This window comes from Pseudomonas sp. S1(2024), from assembly GCF_046557535.1.
Window position 1 is genome coordinate 70,335 of the sequence record NZ_JBKGFP010000087.1, and the last position, 18,925, is coordinate 89,259.

Consider the following 18,925-nt stretch of genomic DNA (forward strand, 5'->3'; position numbering starts at 1 on the left):
TCTACATGGAGTACGCGGCCCCTGTAGGAGCGGCCTTGTGTCGCGAAAGGGCCGCAAAGCGGCCCCGGCAATGTCAGCTCAACCGCCCGGCTGGCGCATACGGCGCCGGGTCAATGATCGGTTCTGCCCCGGTCAACAGGTCGGTAAACAGCTGGCACGAAGCCGGCGCCAGCACCAGCCCGTTGCGGTAATGCCCGCAGTTCAACCACAGCCCCGCATGCCCCGGCACCGGCCCGATGTACGGAATACCTTCCGGCGACCCCGGCCGCAGCCCGGCCCAATGCGCCACCACCGTGGCCCCCTCGAGCTCAGGCAACAATTCCACCGCCGAGGCCTTCAGGCTCTCCAACGCCTCCTTGGTCGGCGTCTTGTCGTACCCGGCATGCTCCAGCGTGCTACCCACCAGAATATGCCCGTCGCGCCGCGGGATCGCATAGCGCCCCTTGGCCAACACCATGCTCGGCAGGAAGTCTTCGGCACATTTGAACAGAATCATCTGGCCCTTCACCGGTTCCACAGGCAACTCCAGGCCGAGCGTACGCAGCAGGTCGCCACTCCACGCGCCAGCACTGAGCACCACCTCATCCGCCGCCAGAACGCCGTCTGCCGTCTGCACCCCGGTCACGCGACCGCCTTGCTGGACAAAACCGGTAACCTGGCAGTACTCACGCAAGGTCACGTTGGGCAACGCCAGCAACGCCGCCTTGAGCGACTTCACCAGGCGCGGGTTGCGCACGTTGGCCACGCCGGCCATGTAGATGGCACGCTTGAAGCCCGGGCCCAGCACCGGCACCGCGTCATAGGCCGCCGAAATATCCACGGCACTCAGCGGCCGCTGCTCACGCTCGGCCCAGGCCAGCGCTTCGGCCTCGTCGTCCAGGTCGAGCCAGTACAGGCCGGTGGTGTGCACTTCGGGGTCGACGCCGGTGCTGGCGAACAAACGCTCGCCCAGCTGTGGATAAAAGTCTTGCGACCAGTGTGCCAGGGCGGTCACGGCCGGGCTGTAGCGCCACGGGTATAGTGGCGAGACGATACCGCCGCCGGCCCACGACGATTCGCGGCCGACTTCACCCTGATCACACACCACCACCTGCCCGACCTTCGCCGCCAGGTTGAATGCCGTCAGCAGGCCGATCACCCCGCCGCCGACCACCACTACTTGCTTGTTCATCTGTCGATCCAACACCTGAAGTAAATCCGCGATGCACCGGGCATCATTCAATCTTCAGCTTCCCCAGCAGTGCACGCTGTCCTCGACGGCACCCGGATTGCGCTGCACGCCGGCCTGGTCGAGCTGGAAATCGCCACAGCGGTCCTGCGCCATCAGCCCGCTCGGCAGCCGCCGGGCGCGCAGCGTGAAGGTGTCGCTGTCGCGCTGGGCCTGCAGGCTGTAATAGCGGGTACCGTCGGGCAACGCCGGGTCGCCCTCGGCGTATTGGCCAGTGCGTACGCGGTGGCGCTCCAGGCGCAGGGCGGCATCATGCAGCAGGCCAACCACTTCGCTGCGCGCGGCTCGCCGTAGCTGGTCGCTGTAACTGGGGTAGGCAATGGCTGCCAGAATGCCGGTCACGGCCAGCACAATCAACAACTCGATCAGGCTCAAGCCTTGCTGCATGTCAGTCTCCTCGCAATCTCTGCCGCCAGGCAATGCGCCGGGTTGTGTCGCCGGCCATGGCGTAGACCGCTTCCAGCACATGCCGCGACTGGGTTTGCAGGCTGACGGCGGTGACGCGGTACAGGGTGACCTGCTGCCCTTCCGGCATATGCGCCGCGTGTTCGCTGGTACCTAGATTCTGCAAATGGAAATAGCCGGTTCGCGTACGCTGCCACTGCCCGCTCAGGTCATGCGGTCGAGCGGGTGGCGGGCACGCCTCGCAAGGGTCGGGGGGAGCCCGCTCGAGCTCGCCTGCCCCTGCCAGCAGCGTGGCCTCGGCCTGCTCCAGCGCCAGCAGGCCTTCGCTCAGATAGCCGGTCATTCGCGTTTGCGCCAGCGCATCACGCAGGGCGGACGCCGCAAGCAGCCCAAGCAGCAGGCTCAGGACCAAGGCCAACAACAGGACTATGCCACGCTGACGATTCATGAGGCCGGCACCGGGTTGCGGATTGCGACGCTCAGTTCATGGTGCTGTTCAAGTTCGAGCGTGGGTTCGTAAAGCGTCAGGGCAATATCCACCCCCTCACCCTGTGCCATTTGCACACGCTGGAAACGTATTGAGCGCACATTTTCAACCAGCGGCTGGAAGTTGCTTTTGTTGCGTTTGAATTTCAGCGTATTGCCCTGGAGTTGGTAGACATATTTGCTGATGGGGTAAACCTGTGGGTAGCCCTCCTTCAACTCATCGTCCACAGACACTTTGCTAGTACAGTCCGTGTGCAGGAACCACTGCGGGCCCCCGGCTTGCCCAGGTAACTCCGCAACGACCAGGCTAAGGGTGGATGCTTCGACTTCCATCGGCCGGGCGAATGCGTGCTCTGCGCTCGAACTGCCGAAGTGCTTTGGCCGCAGTCGCAGGCAGCCGAACATCCCGGTCATGCGGATATCCTGGGCCATTCGCAGCAATGCCAGGCGTGCCTCATCCTGCATGCGTACTGCCGTGCTTTGCAGCCGCCAGGTATGGTGGGCCGAGGCGAATAGCTGGCTGGCCGCCGCCAACAGCAGCAACCCGATGGTCAGCGCCAGCATCACCTCAAGCAAGCCGAAACCACGCTGGCCGCGACTCATGGCCGCCCCCTTTCATGCTCACTGTGCGCCGCCATTGCCGCCTTCCCATCGCGGCGCGCGTCCTCCGCAGCCTGCAATGCCTGCAGTTGCAGGCCTGCCGCTGCGAACATACCCACGGCCACCACACCCACCGCCAACAACACTTCCAGAAGCGTCATGCCCCGTTGTCTTGCGTGCATCCCTGCACCTCCTGCGACTTTTCCTGCAATTGCATTGAACCCGGGCGACTGGACCGCCGGTCCAACGACCGTGAAGCTACAGCCAAGCACTTCCAGGGAGGAATGCACGGTGAAGCAACGAGGTGTAACACTGATACAAATGTTGTCGGCCCTGGCGGTGGCCGTATTGCTGACACAGCTCGGCATGCCGGCCTACGCCAGATTGAGCGACGACCTACACAGGGCGGCAGCTGCGCGTGACTTGGCGCAGGCACTGCGCAGTGCGCGCAGCCATGCCATGTTGCAAAGCCAGCCGGTGCTGGTGCAGGCGTTGGACGGTAACTGGGGGAATGGTTGGCAGGTGATGCTGGAGCATAACGGGCAGGTGCTGCGCGAGCAGCGTCTTTCACGGCCGCTGAAGATCACGAGCAATCGCGGTGAGCAGCTGAAATTCAGTGCGCAGGGTGTTCCGCTTGGGGCCAACGGTAATTGGTTAGGTTCAACGATGGAGATTTGCGAGCGCTTGACCGCAACTAGCCAGTATCAAGTGGTGATGGCATCGACTGGCAGGGTCAAGGTACAGATGGGAGAGCCAAAAAAATCCCGATGCAAAGACACCACTAGCAGATCAGCGCGGTCAATGTAGGAGCGGCCTTGTGTCGCGAAAGGGCCGCAAAGCGGCCCCGGCAATATCAGCTCTAACGCTGAAATCCTGAGGCTGCTTTGCAGCCCGTTCGCGACACAAGGCCGCTCCTGCAGGGGATCGCGCAAACTGCGGTCAGATCAGCGACCGAACCCGCAGTTCCTTGGGCATGGAGAAGGTGATGTTCTCTTCCCGCCCATCCAGCTCTTCAGCACCGCTGGCGCCCCAGGCCTTGAGCTGCTCGATCACGCCACGCACCAGCACTTCGGGAGCCGAAGCGCCAGCGGTGATGCCGACCCGCGCCGTCTGGTCGAACCAGCCACGCTGCAGGTCCTCGGCACCGTCGATCAGGTAGGCCGGGGTGCCCATGCGCTCGGCCAGCTCGCGCAGGCGGTTGGAGTTGGAGCTGTTCGGGCTGCCAACCACCAGTACCACGTCGCACTCGTCCGCCAGTTGCTTGACCGCGTCTTGGCGGTTCTGGGTGGCGTAGCAGATGTCGTCCTTGCGCGGGCCGCCAATGTTCGGGAAGCGCGCACGCAGGGCGTCGATCACGCGGCTGGTGTCGTCCATCGACAGCGTGGTTTGGGTGACGAACGCCAGGTGGTCCGGGTCCTTCACCTGCAGGTTGGCAACATCCTCCTCGTCTTCGACGAGGTAGATGGCGCCACCGTTGCTGGCGTCGTACTGGCCCATGGTGCCTTCGACTTCCGGATGCCCTTCGTGGCCGATGAGAATGCACTCACGGCCGTCGCGGCTGTACTTGGCCACTTCGATGTGCACCTTGGTCACCAGCGGGCAGGTGGCATCGAACACTTTCAGGCCACGGCCAGCAGCTTCCTGGCGCACGGCCTGGGAAACCCCGTGGGCACTGAAGATGACGATGACGTCGTCCGGTACCTGGTCCAGCTCTTCGACGAAGATGGCGCCACGGTTGCGCAGGTCTTCCACCACGAACTTGTTGTGCACCACTTCGTGACGCACATAGATCGGCGGGCCGAAGACTTCCAGCGCGCGGTTGACGATCTCGATCGCCCGGTCGACCCCCGCGCAGAAGCCGCGAGGGTTGGCGAGTTTGATTTGCATGCTCGGCTCCAGGCTTACAGGGCCTTCACCTCGAGGATCTCCACCTCGAAGGTCAGGGTCTTGCCAGCCAATGGGTGATTGAAGTCGATGGTCACCTGGTCGTCATCGAACGCTTTGACCACACCCGGCAGCTCGGTGTTGGCGGCGTCGTTGAAGATGATCAACAGCCCTTCGGACAACTCCATGCCCTCGAACTGGGACCGCGGCATGACTTGCACGTTCTGCGGGTTTGGCTGGCCGAATGCGTTCTCCGGGGCCACCACGACGGTACGCTTGTCGCCGCCCTTGAAGCCGAACAGGGCGTTCTCGAACCCTGGCAGCAGGTTGCCATCGCCAACCTTGAAGGTGGCCGGGGCCTTGTCGAACGTGCTGTCGACGGTGTCGCCGTTTTCCAGGTGCAGCGCGAAGTGCAGGGTGACTTCGGTGTTCTGGCCGATACGGGTGTCAGTCATGGACCGGATCCTCGGACTTCTTGCTCTTGAACATATCCAGCGCCAGCATCACCGCACCAACGGTGATGGCGCTGTCGGCCAGGTTGAAGGCCGGGAAGTAATGGCGGTTCTGCCAGTGCACCAGGATGAAGTCGACCACATGGCCGAGCACGACGCGGTCGTACAGGTTGCCGATCGCGCCACCCAGCACCAGCGCCAGCGCCACGGCCAGCCAGGTCTCGTTGCGCCCCAGGCGCTTGAGCCACACTACCAGCACGGCACTGACCACCACGGCGATCAGGGCGAACAGCCAGCGCTGCCAGCCGGAGCTTTCAGCCAGGAAGCTGAACGCCGCGCCCGTGTTGTAGGCCAGGGTCCAGCTGAAGTAGTCAGGGATGACGACAACCTGCTGGTACATGGTCAGGGCATTGTTGAAATACAGCTTGGTGGCCTGGTCGAGGACCAGTACCACCAGGCTCAGCCAAAGCCATGCAAGGCGCCCGAAGCGCCCCGCTGCAGGGTTAGGCATAGTGGCGCACCTCGCCGGAACCGCTCAGGTTGTCGACGCAACGGCCGCAGATTTCCGGGTGCTCCGGGTGGCTGCCGACGTCGGCGCGGAAGTGCCAGCAACGGCCGCACTTGGTGTGGCCGGACTTGACCACTTGCAGCTTGAGGCCTTCGACTTCGGTGGCCACCGCTTCGGCCGGCGCTTGCGCGAATGGCACCACGCTGGCAGCCGAGGTGATCAGCACGAAGCGCAGTTCGTCGCCCAGCTTGCCCAGGTCGGCGCTCAGGCCTTCGTCGGCGTACAGGGTGACTTCGGCCTGCAGGTTGCCGCCGATGACCTTGGCGGTACGCTGGTTTTCCAGCTCCTTGTTGACCGATGCCTTGACGGCCATCACGCGGTCCCAGTAGGCGCGGTCCAGTTCGGTACCTTCCGGCAGCTCGCTCAGGCCCTCGTACCAGCCGTTGAGCATTACCGACTCGTTGCGCTCGCCTGGCAGGTACTGCCAGATTTCGTCGGCGGTAAACGCCAGGATCGGCGCGATCCAGCGCACCAGCGCCTCGCTGATGTGGTAGAGCGCGGTCTGGCAGGAGCGGCGAGCGACACTGTTGGCGCCGGTGGTGTACTGGCGGTCCTTGATGATGTCGAGGTAGAAGCCGCCCAGTTCCTGCACGCAGAAGTTGTGCACCTTGGAGTAGACGTTCCAGAAACGGTACTCGCTGTAGTGCTCTTCCAGCTCGCGTTGCAGCAGCAGGGTGCGGTCAACCGCCCAGCGGTCCAGCGCCAGCATGTCTTCCGGGGCCAGCAGGTCGCGGGCCGGGTCGAAGCCGGACAGGTTGGAGAGCAGGAAGCGTGCAGTGTTGCGGATACGGCGGTAGGCGTCGGCGCTGCGCTGCAGGATCTGCTCGGAAACGGCCATTTCACCGGAATAGTCGGTAGCGGCAACCCACAGGCGCAGGATATCGGCACCCAGGGTGTTGTTGACCTTCTCCGGCTCGATGGTGTTGCCCAGCGACTTGGACATCTTGCGGCCGTTCTCGTCCACGGTGAAGCCGTGGGTCAGCAGCTCGCGGTACGGCGCGTGGCCGTCGATGGCGCAACCGGTCAGCAAGGACGAGTGGAACCAGCCGCGGTGCTGGTCGGAACCTTCCAGATACAGGTCGGCACGCGGGCCGGTGGCGTGGCCAATGTCATGCGAGCCACGCAGCACGTGCCAGTGGGTGGTACCCGAGTCGAACCACACGTCGAGGGTGTCGGTAATCTTGTCGTACTGCTCGGCTTCAGCGCCCAGCAGTTCGGCGGCGTCCAGCTTGAACCAGGCCTCGATGCCTTCCTGTTCGACGCGCTTGGCCACTGCTTCCATCAGCTCGACGGTGCGTGGGTGCAGCTCGCCGGTCTGCTTGTGCAGGAAGAACGGGATCGGTACACCCCAGTTGCGCTGACGGGAGATGCACCAGTCCGGGCGGTTGGCGATCATCGAATGCAGGCGCGCCTGGCCCCAGGCCGGGACGAACTTGGTGTCTTCGATGGCTTTAAGTGCGCGCTCACGCAGCGGCTCGCCGGTGGTCGGCTGCTTGTCCATACCCACGAACCACTGCGCGGTGGCGCGGTAGATCAGCGGGGTCTTGTGGCGCCAGCAGTGCATGTAGCTGTGGCTGATGGTTTCGGTGTGCATCAGCGCGCCGACTTCGCTCAGCTTCTCGACGATGGCCGGGTTGGCCTTCCAGATGAACTGGCCGCCGAAGAATGGCAGCGAGTCCACATACACGCCGTTGCTCTGCACCGGGGTGAGGATGTCGTCGTTGACCATGCCGTAGCGCTTGCAGGTAACGAAGTCGTCTTCACCGTAGGCTGGCGAGGAGTGCACCACGCCGGTACCGGCGCCCAGTTCGACGTAGTCAGCCAGGTAGATTGGCGACAGGCGGTCGTAGAACGGGTGGCGGAAGTTGATCAGTTCCAGTGCCGAACCCTGGGCGGTGGCGATGACCGAGCCTTCCAGGCTGTAGCGCTTGAGGCACGACTCGACCAGCTCTTCGGCCAGAACCAGCAGACGCTCGCCGGTGTCGACCAGGGCGTACTTGAACTCCGGGTGGATGTTCAGCGCCTGGTTGGCCGGGATGGTCCACGGGGTGGTGGTCCAGATCACGATGGCAGCCGGCTTGGCCAGCGAAGCCAGACCGAAGGCAGTAGCCAGCTTGGCGTCATCGGCTACCGGGAAGGCAACGTCGATGGTCTGCGATTTCTTGTCGGCGTACTCGACTTCGGCCTCGGCCAGGGCCGAACCGCAATCGAAGCACCAGTTCACAGGCTTCAGGCCCTTGAACACGAAGCCTTGCTTGACCATCTCGGCCAGGGCGCGGATTTCGCCGGCCTCGTTGGCAAAGTTCATGGTCTTGTACGGGTTGTCCCAGTCACCCAGCACGCCCAGGCGGATGAACTCGGTCTTCTGCCCCTCGATCTGCTCGGCGGCGTACTCGCGGCACAGCTCGCGAGTGCGGTCGGCGGACAGGTGCTTGCCGTGGGTGACCTCGACCTTGTGCTCGATCGGCAGGCCATGGCAGTCCCAGCCCGGCACATACGGCGCATCGAAGCCGGCCAGGGTCTTGGAACGGACGATCATGTCCTTGAGGATCTTGTTCAGCGCATGACCGATGTGAATCTTGCCGTTGGCATAGGGCGGGCCGTCGTGCAGGACGAACTTGGGACGATCCTTGCCAATTTCGCGCAGCTTCTGGTACAGGCCAATGCTGTCCCAGCGCTGCAGGATCTGCGGTTCGCGCTGAGGCAGGCCGGCCTTCATGGGGAAGGCGGTGTCCGGAAGGTTAAGCGTGGCTTTGTAGTCGGTCATTTCAGGCTCTTCGTTAGCGGTTGAGCGTGCCAATGTGCACGTGCGGCGGCGATATCCGCATCGATCGCCGACTTCAGCGCCTCCAGGGAGGCGAATCGCTGCTCTTCTCGCAGCTTGTGGTGGAACTCCACCGTCAGGCGCCGGCCGTAAAGGTCGCCGGCATAGTCCAGCAGATGAATCTCCAGGTGCGGGCGCCCGTCACCGGCAACGGTGGGGCGCACGCCGATATTGCCGACACCCGGCCAGGCCTTGCCGTCGATTTCTATGCTGGCCAGGTAGACCCCGGACAGCGGCACGCGGCGGCGCTTGAGCTGGATGTTGGCGGTAGGTGTGCCGAGCTGGCGGGCCAGCTTCTGGCCATGCAGCACGCGGCCGCTGATGCGGTACGGGCGGCCCAGCAGGTGCTCGGCCAGCTCGAAGTTGCCTTCGGACAGGGCCTTGCGTACTTCGGTGCTGCTGACCCGCAGGCCGTCCTGGATCACCGTGTTGGCAGCCTCGACGGTGAAGCCGTACTGCTTGCCGGCCTCGACCAGGAAGGCGAAGTCGCCGGCGCGGTCGCAGCCGAAACGGAAGTCATCGCCCACTTCGAGGTGGCGTACACCCAGGCCGTCGACCAGGATGGCCTTGACGAAGGCATCGGCGCCGAGCTTGCTCAGGCGCTGGTTGAATGCCAGGCACAGCACCCGGTCGATACCCTCGGCCGCCAGCAGCTCGATCTTGTCGCGCAGCCGGGCCAGGCGGGCCGGCGCGGTGTCGGGGGCGAAATACTCGCGTGGTTGCGGTTCGAAGATGACCACGCAGGTCGGCAGGCCCAAGGCGTGGCCGCGCTCGCGCAGGCGCGCCAGGATAGCCTGGTGGCCGCGGTGAACCCCGTCGAAGTTGCCAATGGTGGCGACACAGCCCCGGTGCTCGGGGCGCAGGTTGTGAAGACCTCGAACCAGCTGCATAACGCGCTTCTTGCTCATAAAGTGGCCGATTATAACCACACCCGGGCGCCGGTGACAGGCAGCAGCGCCCAAGGGCGGCGTGGAATGCGAAAAACCGACGCCTGACCCGCCCGATGCCTCAGTGCAAGGCCTTGCGGGCGAAATGCCGAGGCCGGAAGCCGCACAGGTACAGGCAGCCGAAATAGGTCACGACGCCCGCCAGTACCAGAGCCCCCAGGCGCACCAGGCGCTCGAGCATGTTGCCCTGTTCCCAGGCTGGCAGATAATGCATGCCGGCCAGCAACACCGCCGACATCAGCCCCACCGCCAGCAACAGCTTGAGCAGGAATATCGCCCAGCCTGGTTGCGGCTGAAACAGCTGCTGACTGCGCAGTTTCCAGAACAGCAGGCCGGCGTTCAGGCAGGCCCCCAGGCTGATCGCCAGGGCCAGGCCGGCATGCGCGAGCGGCCCGATCAGGACCAGGTTGAACAGTTGGGTGCAGACCAGGGTGAATACCGCGATCTTCACCGGTGTACGGATATTCTGCTGCGCATAGAAGCCCGGTGCCAGTACCTTGACCAGAATGATCGCCAGCAAGCCCACCGAATAGGCGATCAGCGCCTTCTGGGTCATGGCTGCGTCGACGGCAGTGAACTTGCCGTACTGGAACAGCGCCACGGTCAAAGGCTCGGCGAGGATGGCCAGGGCCAGGGTGCAGGGCAGCACCAGCAGGAAACACAGGCGCAAGCCCCAGTCGAGGATCCGTGAGTACTCCTCGCGGTCCTTGTTGGCGTAGGTCTTGGCCAGGGTCGGCAGCAGTATGGTGCCCAGGGCCACGCCCAGTACGCCGGAAGGCAGCTCCATGAGGCGGTCGGCGTAGTACATCCACGACACCGAGCCGGCTACCAGGAAGGAGGCGAAGATGGTGTTGATGATCAGCGAGATCTGGCTCACCGACACTCCGAGGATCGCTGGCAGCATCTGCTTGAGCACCCGCCACACGCCGGTATCACGCAGGTTCAGGCGCGGCAGCACGAGCATGCCGATCTTCTTCAGCGCTGGCAGCTGGTACAGCAACTGTGCCAGGCCTCCGGCCAGCACGCCCCATGCCAGGGCCATGATGGGCGGGTCGAAATACGGCGTGAGCAGCACGGCGAAGGCAATCATCGCCACATTCAGCAAGGTCGGGGTAAAGGCCGGCACCGAGAAACGGTTCCAGGTATTGAGGATTGCCCCGGCCAGGGAGGACAGCGAGATCAGCAATATATAAGGAAAAGTCACCCGCAACAGGGCGCTGGTCAGTTCGTACTTTTCGGCACTGTCGACAAAGCCTGGTGCGGTCGCCCACACTACCCATGGCGCCGCCAGGATGCCGATGGCGGTCACCAGCGCCAGAACCAAGGTCAGCAGGCCACTGACATAGGCGACGAAGGTGCGGGTCGCCTCCTCGCCTTGCTGGGTCTTGTATTCGGCCAGGATCGGCACGAAGGCCTGGGAAAACGCGCCCTCGGCGAAGATGCGCCGCAGCAGGTTGGGCAGCTTGAAGGCGATGAAGAAGGCATCGGTGGCGATGCCGGCACCGAAAACACGCGCCAGGATGGTGTCGCGGACAAAGCCCAGCACCCGCGAAATCATGGTGATCGAGCTTACCGCAGCCAGGGATTTGAGCAGGTTCATCGAAAAGATTCACGCCAAGGGCAGAGGACGCTGCCAGACAGCGTCCGAATGTGCGATACTCCCGCGCCTTCGCAGGGGAGCCAAAAATTCCCGAGTTTACAGGTCGCGCAGCAGAAAGGAATATTTCCCTCTTGTTGGCGCACCGCTCGGCGGAACCTTGCAGGTGGCCTTGACATCCGTTCGACTGATCGGCATGATTCGCGGCCTATTTTGTTTGCTATTTACCTAAAGTCTTTCGAGGAGCTCGACGGTGGCCAACACACCTTCCGCCAAGAAACGTGCAAAACAGGCTGAGAAGCGTCGCAGCCACAACGCCAGCCTGCGTTCCATGGTCCGCACCTACATCAAGAATGTAGTCAAGGCCATCGACGCAAAAGACGCCGAAAAAGCGCAAGCCGCTTACGTTCTGGCTGTGCCTGTAATCGACCGTATGGCCGACAAGGGCATCATCCACAAGAACAAGGCTGCTCGTCACAAAGGCCGTCTGAATGGCCACATCAAGGCGCTGAAAGAAGCTGCAGCTGCCTAAGCGACGCGCTAGTCGAAAAACCGACCCTAGGGTCGGTTTTTTGTTGCCTGCGATTTGTGCACATCGCCGGCCCGCTGCTGCGACCTATGCAACATCGCTGATCCGCTTTTGTAGGAGCGGCCTTGTTTCGCGATCGGGCTGCGCAGCAGCCCCAGCAATATCAGCATCGACGCTGAAACCGAGGGGCTGCTGAGCAGCCCGATCGCGAAACAAGGCCGCTCCTACAAAAAGCAGGGCCGCGTTTGCCCAGTGCTACTTCGCTATCTGAATCTTCGGCGCCCACTGCAGCCATTCATCCTCGGCCTTGTCGAACAAGGCGAACGTCTGCTGCGGCCGTGCCGGGTTGCCCATCTGCTCGCCATCCGGCGTGGCAAAGGCGATACCGCCGTCGATCATGGTCTCCACCGACTCGGTACGCACCGTAGCCCCCTTGAACAGCCCCCAGTCGAAACCGAAGCCGCTACTGTTCCAGAAACGGCTGCCGCTGCGCACCAGGGCCGCGTAGCGCGGCTCGATCAGGATATGGATCAATACGCGGTCAGCACTCTGGCCCAACTCGAAGCCCGTCACCTTGCCCACCGCAACCTCACGATAGGTCACCGGCACGCCCGGCTTGATCGAGCCACGGCGCGGGGCGCTCAGCGTCAACGGCAGCCCGACTTCGGGCCCTGCCACCTGCGGGGCGTCGGCCAAGGCGATGAAATCGCGCTGCGGGCCACGGTCCTTGGCAGCCGGCTGCACTTCCAGGTACTGCCCACCCACCAGAGTGTCGAGGTTCTGCGTGCGCACCAGGCCAAAGGCTGGCTTGACCACCCAGAACTGCGTACCGACGCGGGCGATACGGTCCGCCGCTTCGGTAATGCGCGCCCGCAGCAGCACCGCCTGCAGGTCATCGGTCAGGTCGACGCTCTCGATGCTGCCCACATCCAGGCCACGGAAGCGGATCGCCGTGCCTGGCTTGAGGCCGTCAGCACGGTCCACACGAATGGTGATCAACGTTCCTGCGCGGTTGACCGCCTCCTGGCTGTCATGCAGGCGGAAGCGTGGGATGTGGCGTTTGAGCGGCACATCGGGCCGTGGCGTGTCGAACGCGATACCACCAGCCATCAGGGTCTGCAGTGATTCACTCTTGATCTTGATGCCCGACAGGCCGCCCGTCAGGGTGATGCCACTGACATTCCAGAAGCGCGACGAACCGTTGACCAGCTTTTCGTATTCCTTCTCGATATGCACACCGATCAGGATGCGGTTGCTGTTGCGGGCGAACTGGTAGCTCTGCACGCTACCCACCTTCACCTGGCGGTACATGACCGGGCTACCGACTTCCAGCGAACCCAGGGTGTCGGCGAACAGCACCATGTGCAGGCCTGGTGCCTTGAGGTCGAGCGGAGGCGCCTTGGCGCGGGCTTCGAACTCACGCTCGGGCCGCGCCCCTTTCTCACCAGGGCGAATGGCAATGTAATTACCCTTGACCAGCGCCTCCAGGCCAGTGATACCCGCCAGGGAAATTGACGGTTTGACCACCCAGAACTGCGTGCCCTCGACCAGATAATCCTCGGCCAGTGGGTCCAGCGTAAGCTCGGCCGACGCACTGGCCAGGTTGTCTGCCATTGTCAGGGCTTTCAGCGAGCCTACCTGGATGCCCTTGTACATGACCGGTGTACGGCCCGCTTGCAGGCCCTCGTAATCGCTCAATTTCACCTTCACTCGGATACCGGCCTGGGCCGCATCGAAGTCCTCATACAGACGGAACGGCAGGTTCGAGTCGGTGGGTGGACTGTCCTTGCGGTGTTCCGGCGTGGCAAAGGCGATACCACCGGCGACAATGCTCGACAGCGATTCGCTACGCACTTTCACGCCCGAGAGCGAGGCATCGATGCTGACGCCGCTGGCATTCCAGAAACGCGTGTGCTTGCGCACCAGGCTGGCATAGGCCGGCTCGATGAAGACCTTTATCTCGACAGTGCTCTGGTCCTCGGACAGGCGGTAGCTTTTAACCCGGCCAACCTGGATCTGCTTGTAGAACACCGGGCTGTCACGGTTGAGCGACCCAAGCCGCTCGGCCTTGAGGGTAAGATGCAGGCCCGGCTCGGTGTCCGACAGCGGCGGCGCAACCTTCAAGGCAGTAAAACGCTTGGTGCGCTCCCCCTCCCCTGGACTGACGGCGATGTAGTTGCCTGACACCAGAGTTTCCAGGCCGGAAATACCCGCCAGGCTGACGCTCGGCTTCACCAGCCAGAAACGCGTGCCTTTGGTCAGATGCGGCTCGGCAGCCTTGTTCATCTCGATGGTGGCGATCACCCCCTGGTTCTCACCCTTGGCGTCGAGCACCAGGCTCTTGACCTTGCCAACCGGCATGCCCTTGTAGATCACCTCGGTCTTGTTGGCGACGATACCCTCACCCGACTCGAAGCGGACTTCAATTTCCACACCGGCATCACGGTAAGCCTGCCACGCAAGCCAGCCACCGATCATCAAGGCGATCAAAGGCAGGATCCATATGGCCGACCAGTTCGAGGCTGGGCGGGTTTTAGCCGTTGGCAGGTCACTCATGGTCGTCATCCGACTCCGTGTTATCCCAAATCAGTCGGGGATCGAAAGTTAAAGCGGCAAGCATTGTCAGGATCACCACAGTTGCAAAGGCGACAGCGCCCAGGTTGGCTTCGACACTGGCTATTCGGCCGAAATTCACCACCGCCACCAGGATGGCGATGACAAAGATATCGAGCATGGACCAGCGCCCAATGAATTCGATGAAGCGGTACATCAATATCCGTTGCCGTGCCGAAAGCGGCTGACGACGCTGAACGGAGTACAACAGCAAGCCGATGCCCACCAGTTTGAACGTGGGCACCAGGATACTGGCAATGAACACCACGGCAGCAATGGGCACCATGCCATGCTTGAGCAAGGTGATGACACCGGACATGATCGTGTCGGGGCTGCCTTGGCCCAGGGTGCTCACGGTCATGATCGGCAGCATGTTGGCCGGGATGTACAGGATCGACGCGGCAATCAGCAGCGCCCAAGTACGCGCGATGCTGTTCGGCCGACGGGCATGCACGATGGCACCGCAGCGTGTACAGGTTTGTGAAGTGCTGTCTGGCTGTTGCCGGTTCAGCTCGTGACATTCATTGCAGACAAGAATGCCTGCATCAATCGCCCGCATGCAGGTCCTCCCCTGATAGCGCACTCCAGATCTGGTGCGGTGACATCACCACCTCGAGCCACACCTGGATCAATAACAGGCTGATGAAGCAGAACAGCCCCAGACCTACCGTCAGCTCGGCCAGGTCCACCAGCTTGACGATGGCTACCAGCACGCCCATGAAATAGACCTCGAGCATGCCCCAGTCACGCAAGTGGTGATAGATGCGGTAGAACAGCAGGCCGAAACTACGCCCCACGTTCAGACGGATACTCAAGAGCACGACCAGCTGACAGAGCAGTTTTGCCAGAGGGATGGCCATGCTGCACAGGAAAACCACGACGGCCACACCGCGCATTTCCGAGTTGTACAGGCCCAGCACGCCGCTCCAGACAGTATCGTCCGATGTCTGGCCAAGCAGGTGCAGCTGCATGATCGGCAGGAAATTGGCAGGCACAAACAGCAGCAAGGCGGTGAGCACCAGGGCCAGGCTGCGGTTGACCACATTGTGCCGATGGGCATACAGCTCATAGCCGCAGCGCGGGCATTGGGCTTTCTCATCATGCTGGAGCACGGGCTTGCGCAGCAGCAGGTCACATTCATGACAGGCGACAAGCTCGTCCAACGGCAACTGGGCCAGGGTTTCAGGTTCGACAGGATTGGGCATATAGCGCTTCTGAATAGGTGCGTGGGCCTATTCTAGTGTTCTGGCTCGAATTGTGGGAGGCGACGATTGAACGGAGACCAGTGCGGGCGAGTCGAGGCGTCGAACCGCCACACCGGCGAAGCCGGTGCCATACACCGCGTCGTCTGCTTCGCGGCGGTTCGACGCCTCGACGCGCCCGCTCCTACAGCGGAGGGTTGTGCAGGCCTGGGACTTATTGGCCAGAAAGACAAAACCCCTACCTGCATGCGCAGATAGGGGTTTTGCGAAATTAATCTTGACGATGACCTACTCTCACATGGGGAAACCCCACACTACCATCGGCGATGCATCGTTTCACTGCTGAGTTCGGGATGGGATCAGGTGGTTCCAATGCTCTATGGTCGTCAAGAAATTCTGTTGCCAGAATGTCCAGATGGACAGCCCAGCGAATTCGGATATGCGATATTTGTGATGTTGCGAACTTTCGGTTGTTTCGTCTTCACCACCGCAATCTGCGCTAGCAAATTGCTTGGGTGTTATATGGTCAAGCCTCACGGGCAATTAGTATTGGTTAGCTCAACGCCTCACAGCGCTTACACACCCAACCTATCAACGTCGTAGTCTTCGACGGCCCTTTAGGGGATTCAAGATCCCAGTGAGATCTCATCTTGAGGCAAGTTTCCCGCTTAGATGCTTTCAGCGGTTATCTCTTCCGAACATAGCTACCCGGCAATGCCACTGGCGTGACAACCGGAACACCAGAGGTTCGTCCACTCCGGTCCTCTCGTACTAGGAGCAGCCCCTCTCAAATCTCAAACGTCCACGGCAGATAGGGACCGAACTGTCTCACGACGTTCTAAACCCAGCTCGCGTACCACTTTAAATGGCGAACAGCCATACCCTTGGGACCGGCTTCAGCCCCAGGATGTGATGAGCCGACATCGAGGTGCCAAACACCGCCGTCGATATGAACTCTTGGGCGGTATCAGCCTGTTATCCCCGGAGTACCTTTTATCCGTTGAGCGATGGCCCTTCCATACAGAACCACCGGATCACTAAGACCTACTTTCGTACCTGCTCGACGTGTTTGTCTCGCAGTCAAGCGCGCTTTTGCCTTTATACTCTACGACCGATTTCCGACCGGTCTGAGCGCACCTTCGTACTCCTCCGTTACTCTTTGGGAGGAGACCGCCCCAGTCAAACTACCCACCATACACTGTCCTCGATCCGGATAACGGACCTGAGTTAGAACCTCAAAGTTGCCAGGGTGGTATTTCAAGGATGGCTCCATGAGAACTGGCGTCCCCACTTCAAAGCCTCCCACCTATCCTACACAAGCAAATTCAAAGTCCAGTGCAAAGCTATAGTAAAGGTTCACGGGGTCTTTCCGTCTAGCCGCGGATACACTGCATCTTCACAGCGATTTCAATTTCACTGAGTCTCGGGTGGAGACAGCGCCGCCATCGTTACGCCATTCGTGCAGGTCGGAACTTACCCGACAAGGAATTTCGCTACCTTAGGACCGTTATAGTTACGGCCGCCGTTTACCGGGGCTTCGATCAAGAGCTTCGCTTGCGCTAACCCCATCAATTAACCTTCCGGCACCGGGCAGGCGTCACACCCTATACGTCCACTTTCGTGTTTGCAGAGTGCTGTGTTTTTAATAAACAGTCGCAGCGGCCTGGTATCTTCGACCGGCATGGGCTTACGGAGCAAGTCCTTCACCCTCGCCGGCGCACCTTCTCCCGAAGTTACGGTGCCATTTTGCCTAGTTCCTTCACCCGAGTTCTCTCAAGCGCCTTGGTATTCTCTACCTAACCACCTGTGTCGGTTTGGGGTACGGTTCCCAGTTATCTGAAGCTTAGGAGCTTTTCTTGGAAGCATGGTATCAACCACTTCGTCGCCTAAAGGCAACTCGTCATCAGCTCTCGGCCTTGAAATCCCGGATTTGCCTAAGATTCCAGCCTACCACCTTAAACCTGGACAACCAACGCCAGGCTGGCCTAACCTTCTCCGTCCCTCCATCGCAATAACTGGAAGTACAGGAATATTAACCTGTTTTCCATCGACTACGCTTTTCAGCCTCGCCTTAGGGACCGACTAACCCTGCGTCGATTAACGTTGCGCAGGAAACCTTGGTCTTTCGGCGTGCGAGTTTTTCACTCGCATTGTCGTTACTCATGTCAGCATTCGCACTTCTGATACCTCCAGCAAGCTTCTCAACTCACCTTCACAGGCTTACAGAACGCTCCTCTACCGCGTCATCAAAGATGACACCCGTAGCTTCGGTGCATGGTTTGAGCCCCGTTACATCTTCCGCGCAGGCCGACTCGACTAGTGAGCTATTACGCTTTCTTTAAAGGGTGGCTGCTTCTAAGCCAACCTCCTAGCTGTCTAAGCCTTCCCACATCGTTTCCCACTTAACCATGACTTTGGGACCTTAGCTGACGGTCTGGGTTGTTTCCCTTTTCACGACGGACGTTAGCACCCGCCGTGTGTCTCCCATGCTCGGCACTTCCAGGTATTCGGAGTTTGCATCGGTTTGGTAAGTCGGGATGACCCCCTAGCCGAAACAGTGCTCTACCCCCTGGAGTGATACATGAGGCGCTACCTAAATAGCTTTCGAGGAGAACCAGCTATCTCCGAGCTTGATTAGCCTTTCACTCCGATCCACAGGTCATCCGCTAACTTTTCAACGGTAGTCGGTTCGGTCCTCCAGTCAGTGTTACCTAACCTTCAACCTGCCCATGGATAGATCGCCCGGTTTCGGGTCTATACCCAGCGACTAAACGCCCTATTAAGACTCGCTTTCGCTACGCCTCCCCTATTCGGTTAAGCTCGCCACTGAATATAAGTCGCTGACCCATTATACAAAAGGTACGCAGTCACCTAACAAAGTAGGCTCCCACTGCTTGTACGCATACGGTTTCAGGTTCTATTTCACTCCCCTCTCCGGGGTTCTTTTCGCCTTTCCCTCACGGTACTGGTTCACTATCGGTCAGTCAGTAGTATTTAGCCTTGGAGGATGGTCCCCCCATATTCAGACAAAGTTTCTCGTGCTCCGTCCTACTCGATTTCATTGACAAGAGATTTTCGTGTACGGGGCTATCACCCACTATGGCCGCACTTTCCAGAGCGTTCCACTAATCTCAAATCAACTTAAGGGCTGGTCCCCGTTCGCTCGCCACTACTAAGGGAATCTCGGTTGATTTCTTTTCCTCAGGGTACTTAGATGTTTCAGTTCCCCTGGTTCGCCTCTTGCACCTATGTATTCAGTACAAGATACTCAGCTTGTGCTGAGTGGGTTCCCCCATTCAGAGATCTCTGGATCACAGTCTGTTTGCCGACTCCCCAAAGCTTATCGCAGGCTACCACGTCTTTCATCGCCTCTGACTGCCAAGGCATCCACCGTATGCGCTTCTTCACTTGACCATATAACCCCAAGCAATCTGGTTATACTGTGAAGACGACATTCGCCGAAAATTCGCATGTTGCTCTTTCGAGCAGAACTCACAAATTTTACCTTAGCCTGATTAACCAGCAGTGAAACTGGCCATCAGTCTATATCTATCACATATCCGAATTTTTAAAGAACGATCTGACAAAAG

General features: G+C 60.8%; 16 protein-coding genes and 2 rRNA genes. 2 read left to right on the top strand and 16 right to left on the bottom strand.

Annotation, left to right across the window (positions count from 1 at the left end):
* Positions 1-73 precede the first annotated feature (73 nt).
* From thiO to ACLCGK_RS24210, 5 genes are read right to left on the bottom strand one after another with little or no spacing between them, the layout of a single operon-like run.
* Positions 74-1,171, bottom strand: coding sequence for a glycine oxidase ThiO (gene thiO / locus ACLCGK_RS24190; protein WP_410952071.1), 1,098 nt, complete (start codon positions 1,169-1,171; stop codon positions 74-76).
* Between the two features lie 54 nt (positions 1,172-1,225).
* A complete protein-coding gene (locus tag ACLCGK_RS24195) occupies positions 1,226-1,615 on the bottom strand; it encodes a type IV pilin protein (protein WP_013970758.1) in 390 nt (129 codons plus the stop codon).
* 1 nt (position 1,616) lies between these two features.
* On the bottom strand, positions 1,617-2,081 hold the full coding sequence (locus ACLCGK_RS24200) for a hypothetical protein (RefSeq protein ID WP_039614945.1): 465 nt from the start codon (positions 2,079-2,081) through the stop codon (positions 1,617-1,619).
* Positions 2,078-2,722, bottom strand: a complete 645-nt coding sequence (locus tag ACLCGK_RS24205) for a PilW family protein (RefSeq protein ID WP_410952072.1) — start codon at positions 2,720-2,722, stop codon at positions 2,078-2,080. Before ACLCGK_RS24205 ends, ACLCGK_RS24200 begins: the two co-directional genes overlap by 4 nt.
* Entirely contained in the window at positions 2,719-2,901 is a 183-nt protein-coding gene (locus ACLCGK_RS24210; RefSeq protein WP_075043654.1) for a prepilin-type N-terminal cleavage/methylation domain-containing protein, read from the bottom strand. The genes ACLCGK_RS24205 and ACLCGK_RS24210 overlap by 4 nt, the downstream gene beginning before the upstream one ends.
* A gap of 109 nt (positions 2,902-3,010) precedes the next feature.
* Between ACLCGK_RS24210 and ACLCGK_RS24215 the strand changes: the two genes are divergently transcribed.
* Positions 3,011-3,526, top strand: coding sequence for a GspH/FimT family pseudopilin (locus ACLCGK_RS24215; RefSeq protein WP_410952073.1), 516 nt, complete (start codon positions 3,011-3,013; stop codon positions 3,524-3,526).
* 132 nt (positions 3,527-3,658) lie between these two features.
* Here the strand turns inward: ACLCGK_RS24215 and ispH are convergent, their stop codons facing one another.
* The 6 genes from ispH to murJ all read right to left on the bottom strand — a co-directional run bounded on the left by ispH (position 3,659) and on the right by murJ (position 10,994).
* Positions 3,659-4,606 (bottom strand): 4-hydroxy-3-methylbut-2-enyl diphosphate reductase, encoded by a 948-nt coding sequence (gene ispH, locus ACLCGK_RS24220; RefSeq protein WP_023660620.1) that lies wholly within the window; start codon positions 4,604-4,606, stop codon positions 3,659-3,661.
* Between the two features lie 14 nt (positions 4,607-4,620).
* Complete coding sequence (gene fkpB, locus ACLCGK_RS24225) at positions 4,621-5,058, bottom strand: FKBP-type peptidyl-prolyl cis-trans isomerase (RefSeq protein WP_003258215.1); 438 nt, start codon at positions 5,056-5,058, stop codon at positions 4,621-4,623.
* Positions 5,051-5,566: a signal peptidase II gene (gene lspA / locus ACLCGK_RS24230; RefSeq protein ID WP_025337596.1), complete on the bottom strand. Its 516-nt coding sequence runs from the start codon at positions 5,564-5,566 to the stop codon at positions 5,051-5,053. Before lspA ends, fkpB begins: the two co-directional genes overlap by 8 nt.
* Positions 5,559-8,390, bottom strand: a complete 2,832-nt coding sequence (gene ileS / locus ACLCGK_RS24235) for an isoleucine--tRNA ligase (protein WP_015268847.1) — start codon at positions 8,388-8,390, stop codon at positions 5,559-5,561. The genes lspA and ileS overlap by 8 nt, the downstream gene beginning before the upstream one ends.
* Positions 8,387-9,337 (bottom strand): bifunctional riboflavin kinase/FAD synthetase, encoded by a 951-nt coding sequence (ribF, locus tag ACLCGK_RS24240; protein WP_410952074.1) that lies wholly within the window; start codon positions 9,335-9,337, stop codon positions 8,387-8,389. The genes ileS and ribF overlap by 4 nt, the downstream gene beginning before the upstream one ends.
* Before the next feature lie 118 nt (positions 9,338-9,455).
* On the bottom strand, positions 9,456-10,994 hold the full coding sequence (gene murJ, locus ACLCGK_RS24245; RefSeq protein ID WP_410952075.1) for a murein biosynthesis integral membrane protein MurJ: 1,539 nt from the start codon (positions 10,992-10,994) through the stop codon (positions 9,456-9,458).
* A 250-nt stretch (positions 10,995-11,244) separates the two neighbouring features.
* On the opposite strand from murJ, the gene rpsT reads away from it, so the two are divergent.
* Complete coding sequence (gene rpsT / locus ACLCGK_RS24250) at positions 11,245-11,523, top strand: 30S ribosomal protein S20 (RefSeq protein WP_003247625.1); 279 nt, start codon at positions 11,245-11,247, stop codon at positions 11,521-11,523.
* A gap of 252 nt (positions 11,524-11,775) precedes the next feature.
* Here rpsT and ACLCGK_RS24255 read toward each other — a convergent pair whose 3' ends face one another.
* The 5 genes from ACLCGK_RS24255 to ACLCGK_RS24275 all read right to left on the bottom strand — a co-directional run bounded on the left by ACLCGK_RS24255 (position 11,776) and on the right by ACLCGK_RS24275 (position 18,749).
* Positions 11,776-14,076, bottom strand: coding sequence for an MlaD family protein (locus ACLCGK_RS24255; RefSeq protein ID WP_410953107.1), 2,301 nt, complete (start codon positions 14,074-14,076; stop codon positions 11,776-11,778).
* Positions 14,069-14,692, bottom strand: a complete 624-nt coding sequence (locus ACLCGK_RS24260) for a paraquat-inducible protein A (protein ID WP_015268842.1) — start codon at positions 14,690-14,692, stop codon at positions 14,069-14,071. The genes ACLCGK_RS24255 and ACLCGK_RS24260 overlap by 8 nt, the downstream gene beginning before the upstream one ends.
* Entirely contained in the window at positions 14,679-15,338 is a 660-nt protein-coding gene (locus ACLCGK_RS24265; RefSeq protein ID WP_013970746.1) for a paraquat-inducible protein A, read from the bottom strand. The genes ACLCGK_RS24260 and ACLCGK_RS24265 overlap by 14 nt, the downstream gene beginning before the upstream one ends.
* A 272-nt stretch (positions 15,339-15,610) precedes the next feature.
* Positions 15,611-15,726, bottom strand: a 5S ribosomal RNA gene (gene rrf, locus ACLCGK_RS24270).
* Between the two features lie 131 nt (positions 15,727-15,857).
* Positions 15,858-18,749 (bottom strand): 23S ribosomal RNA (locus tag ACLCGK_RS24275).
* Between the last annotated feature and the right edge of the window lie 176 nt (positions 18,750-18,925).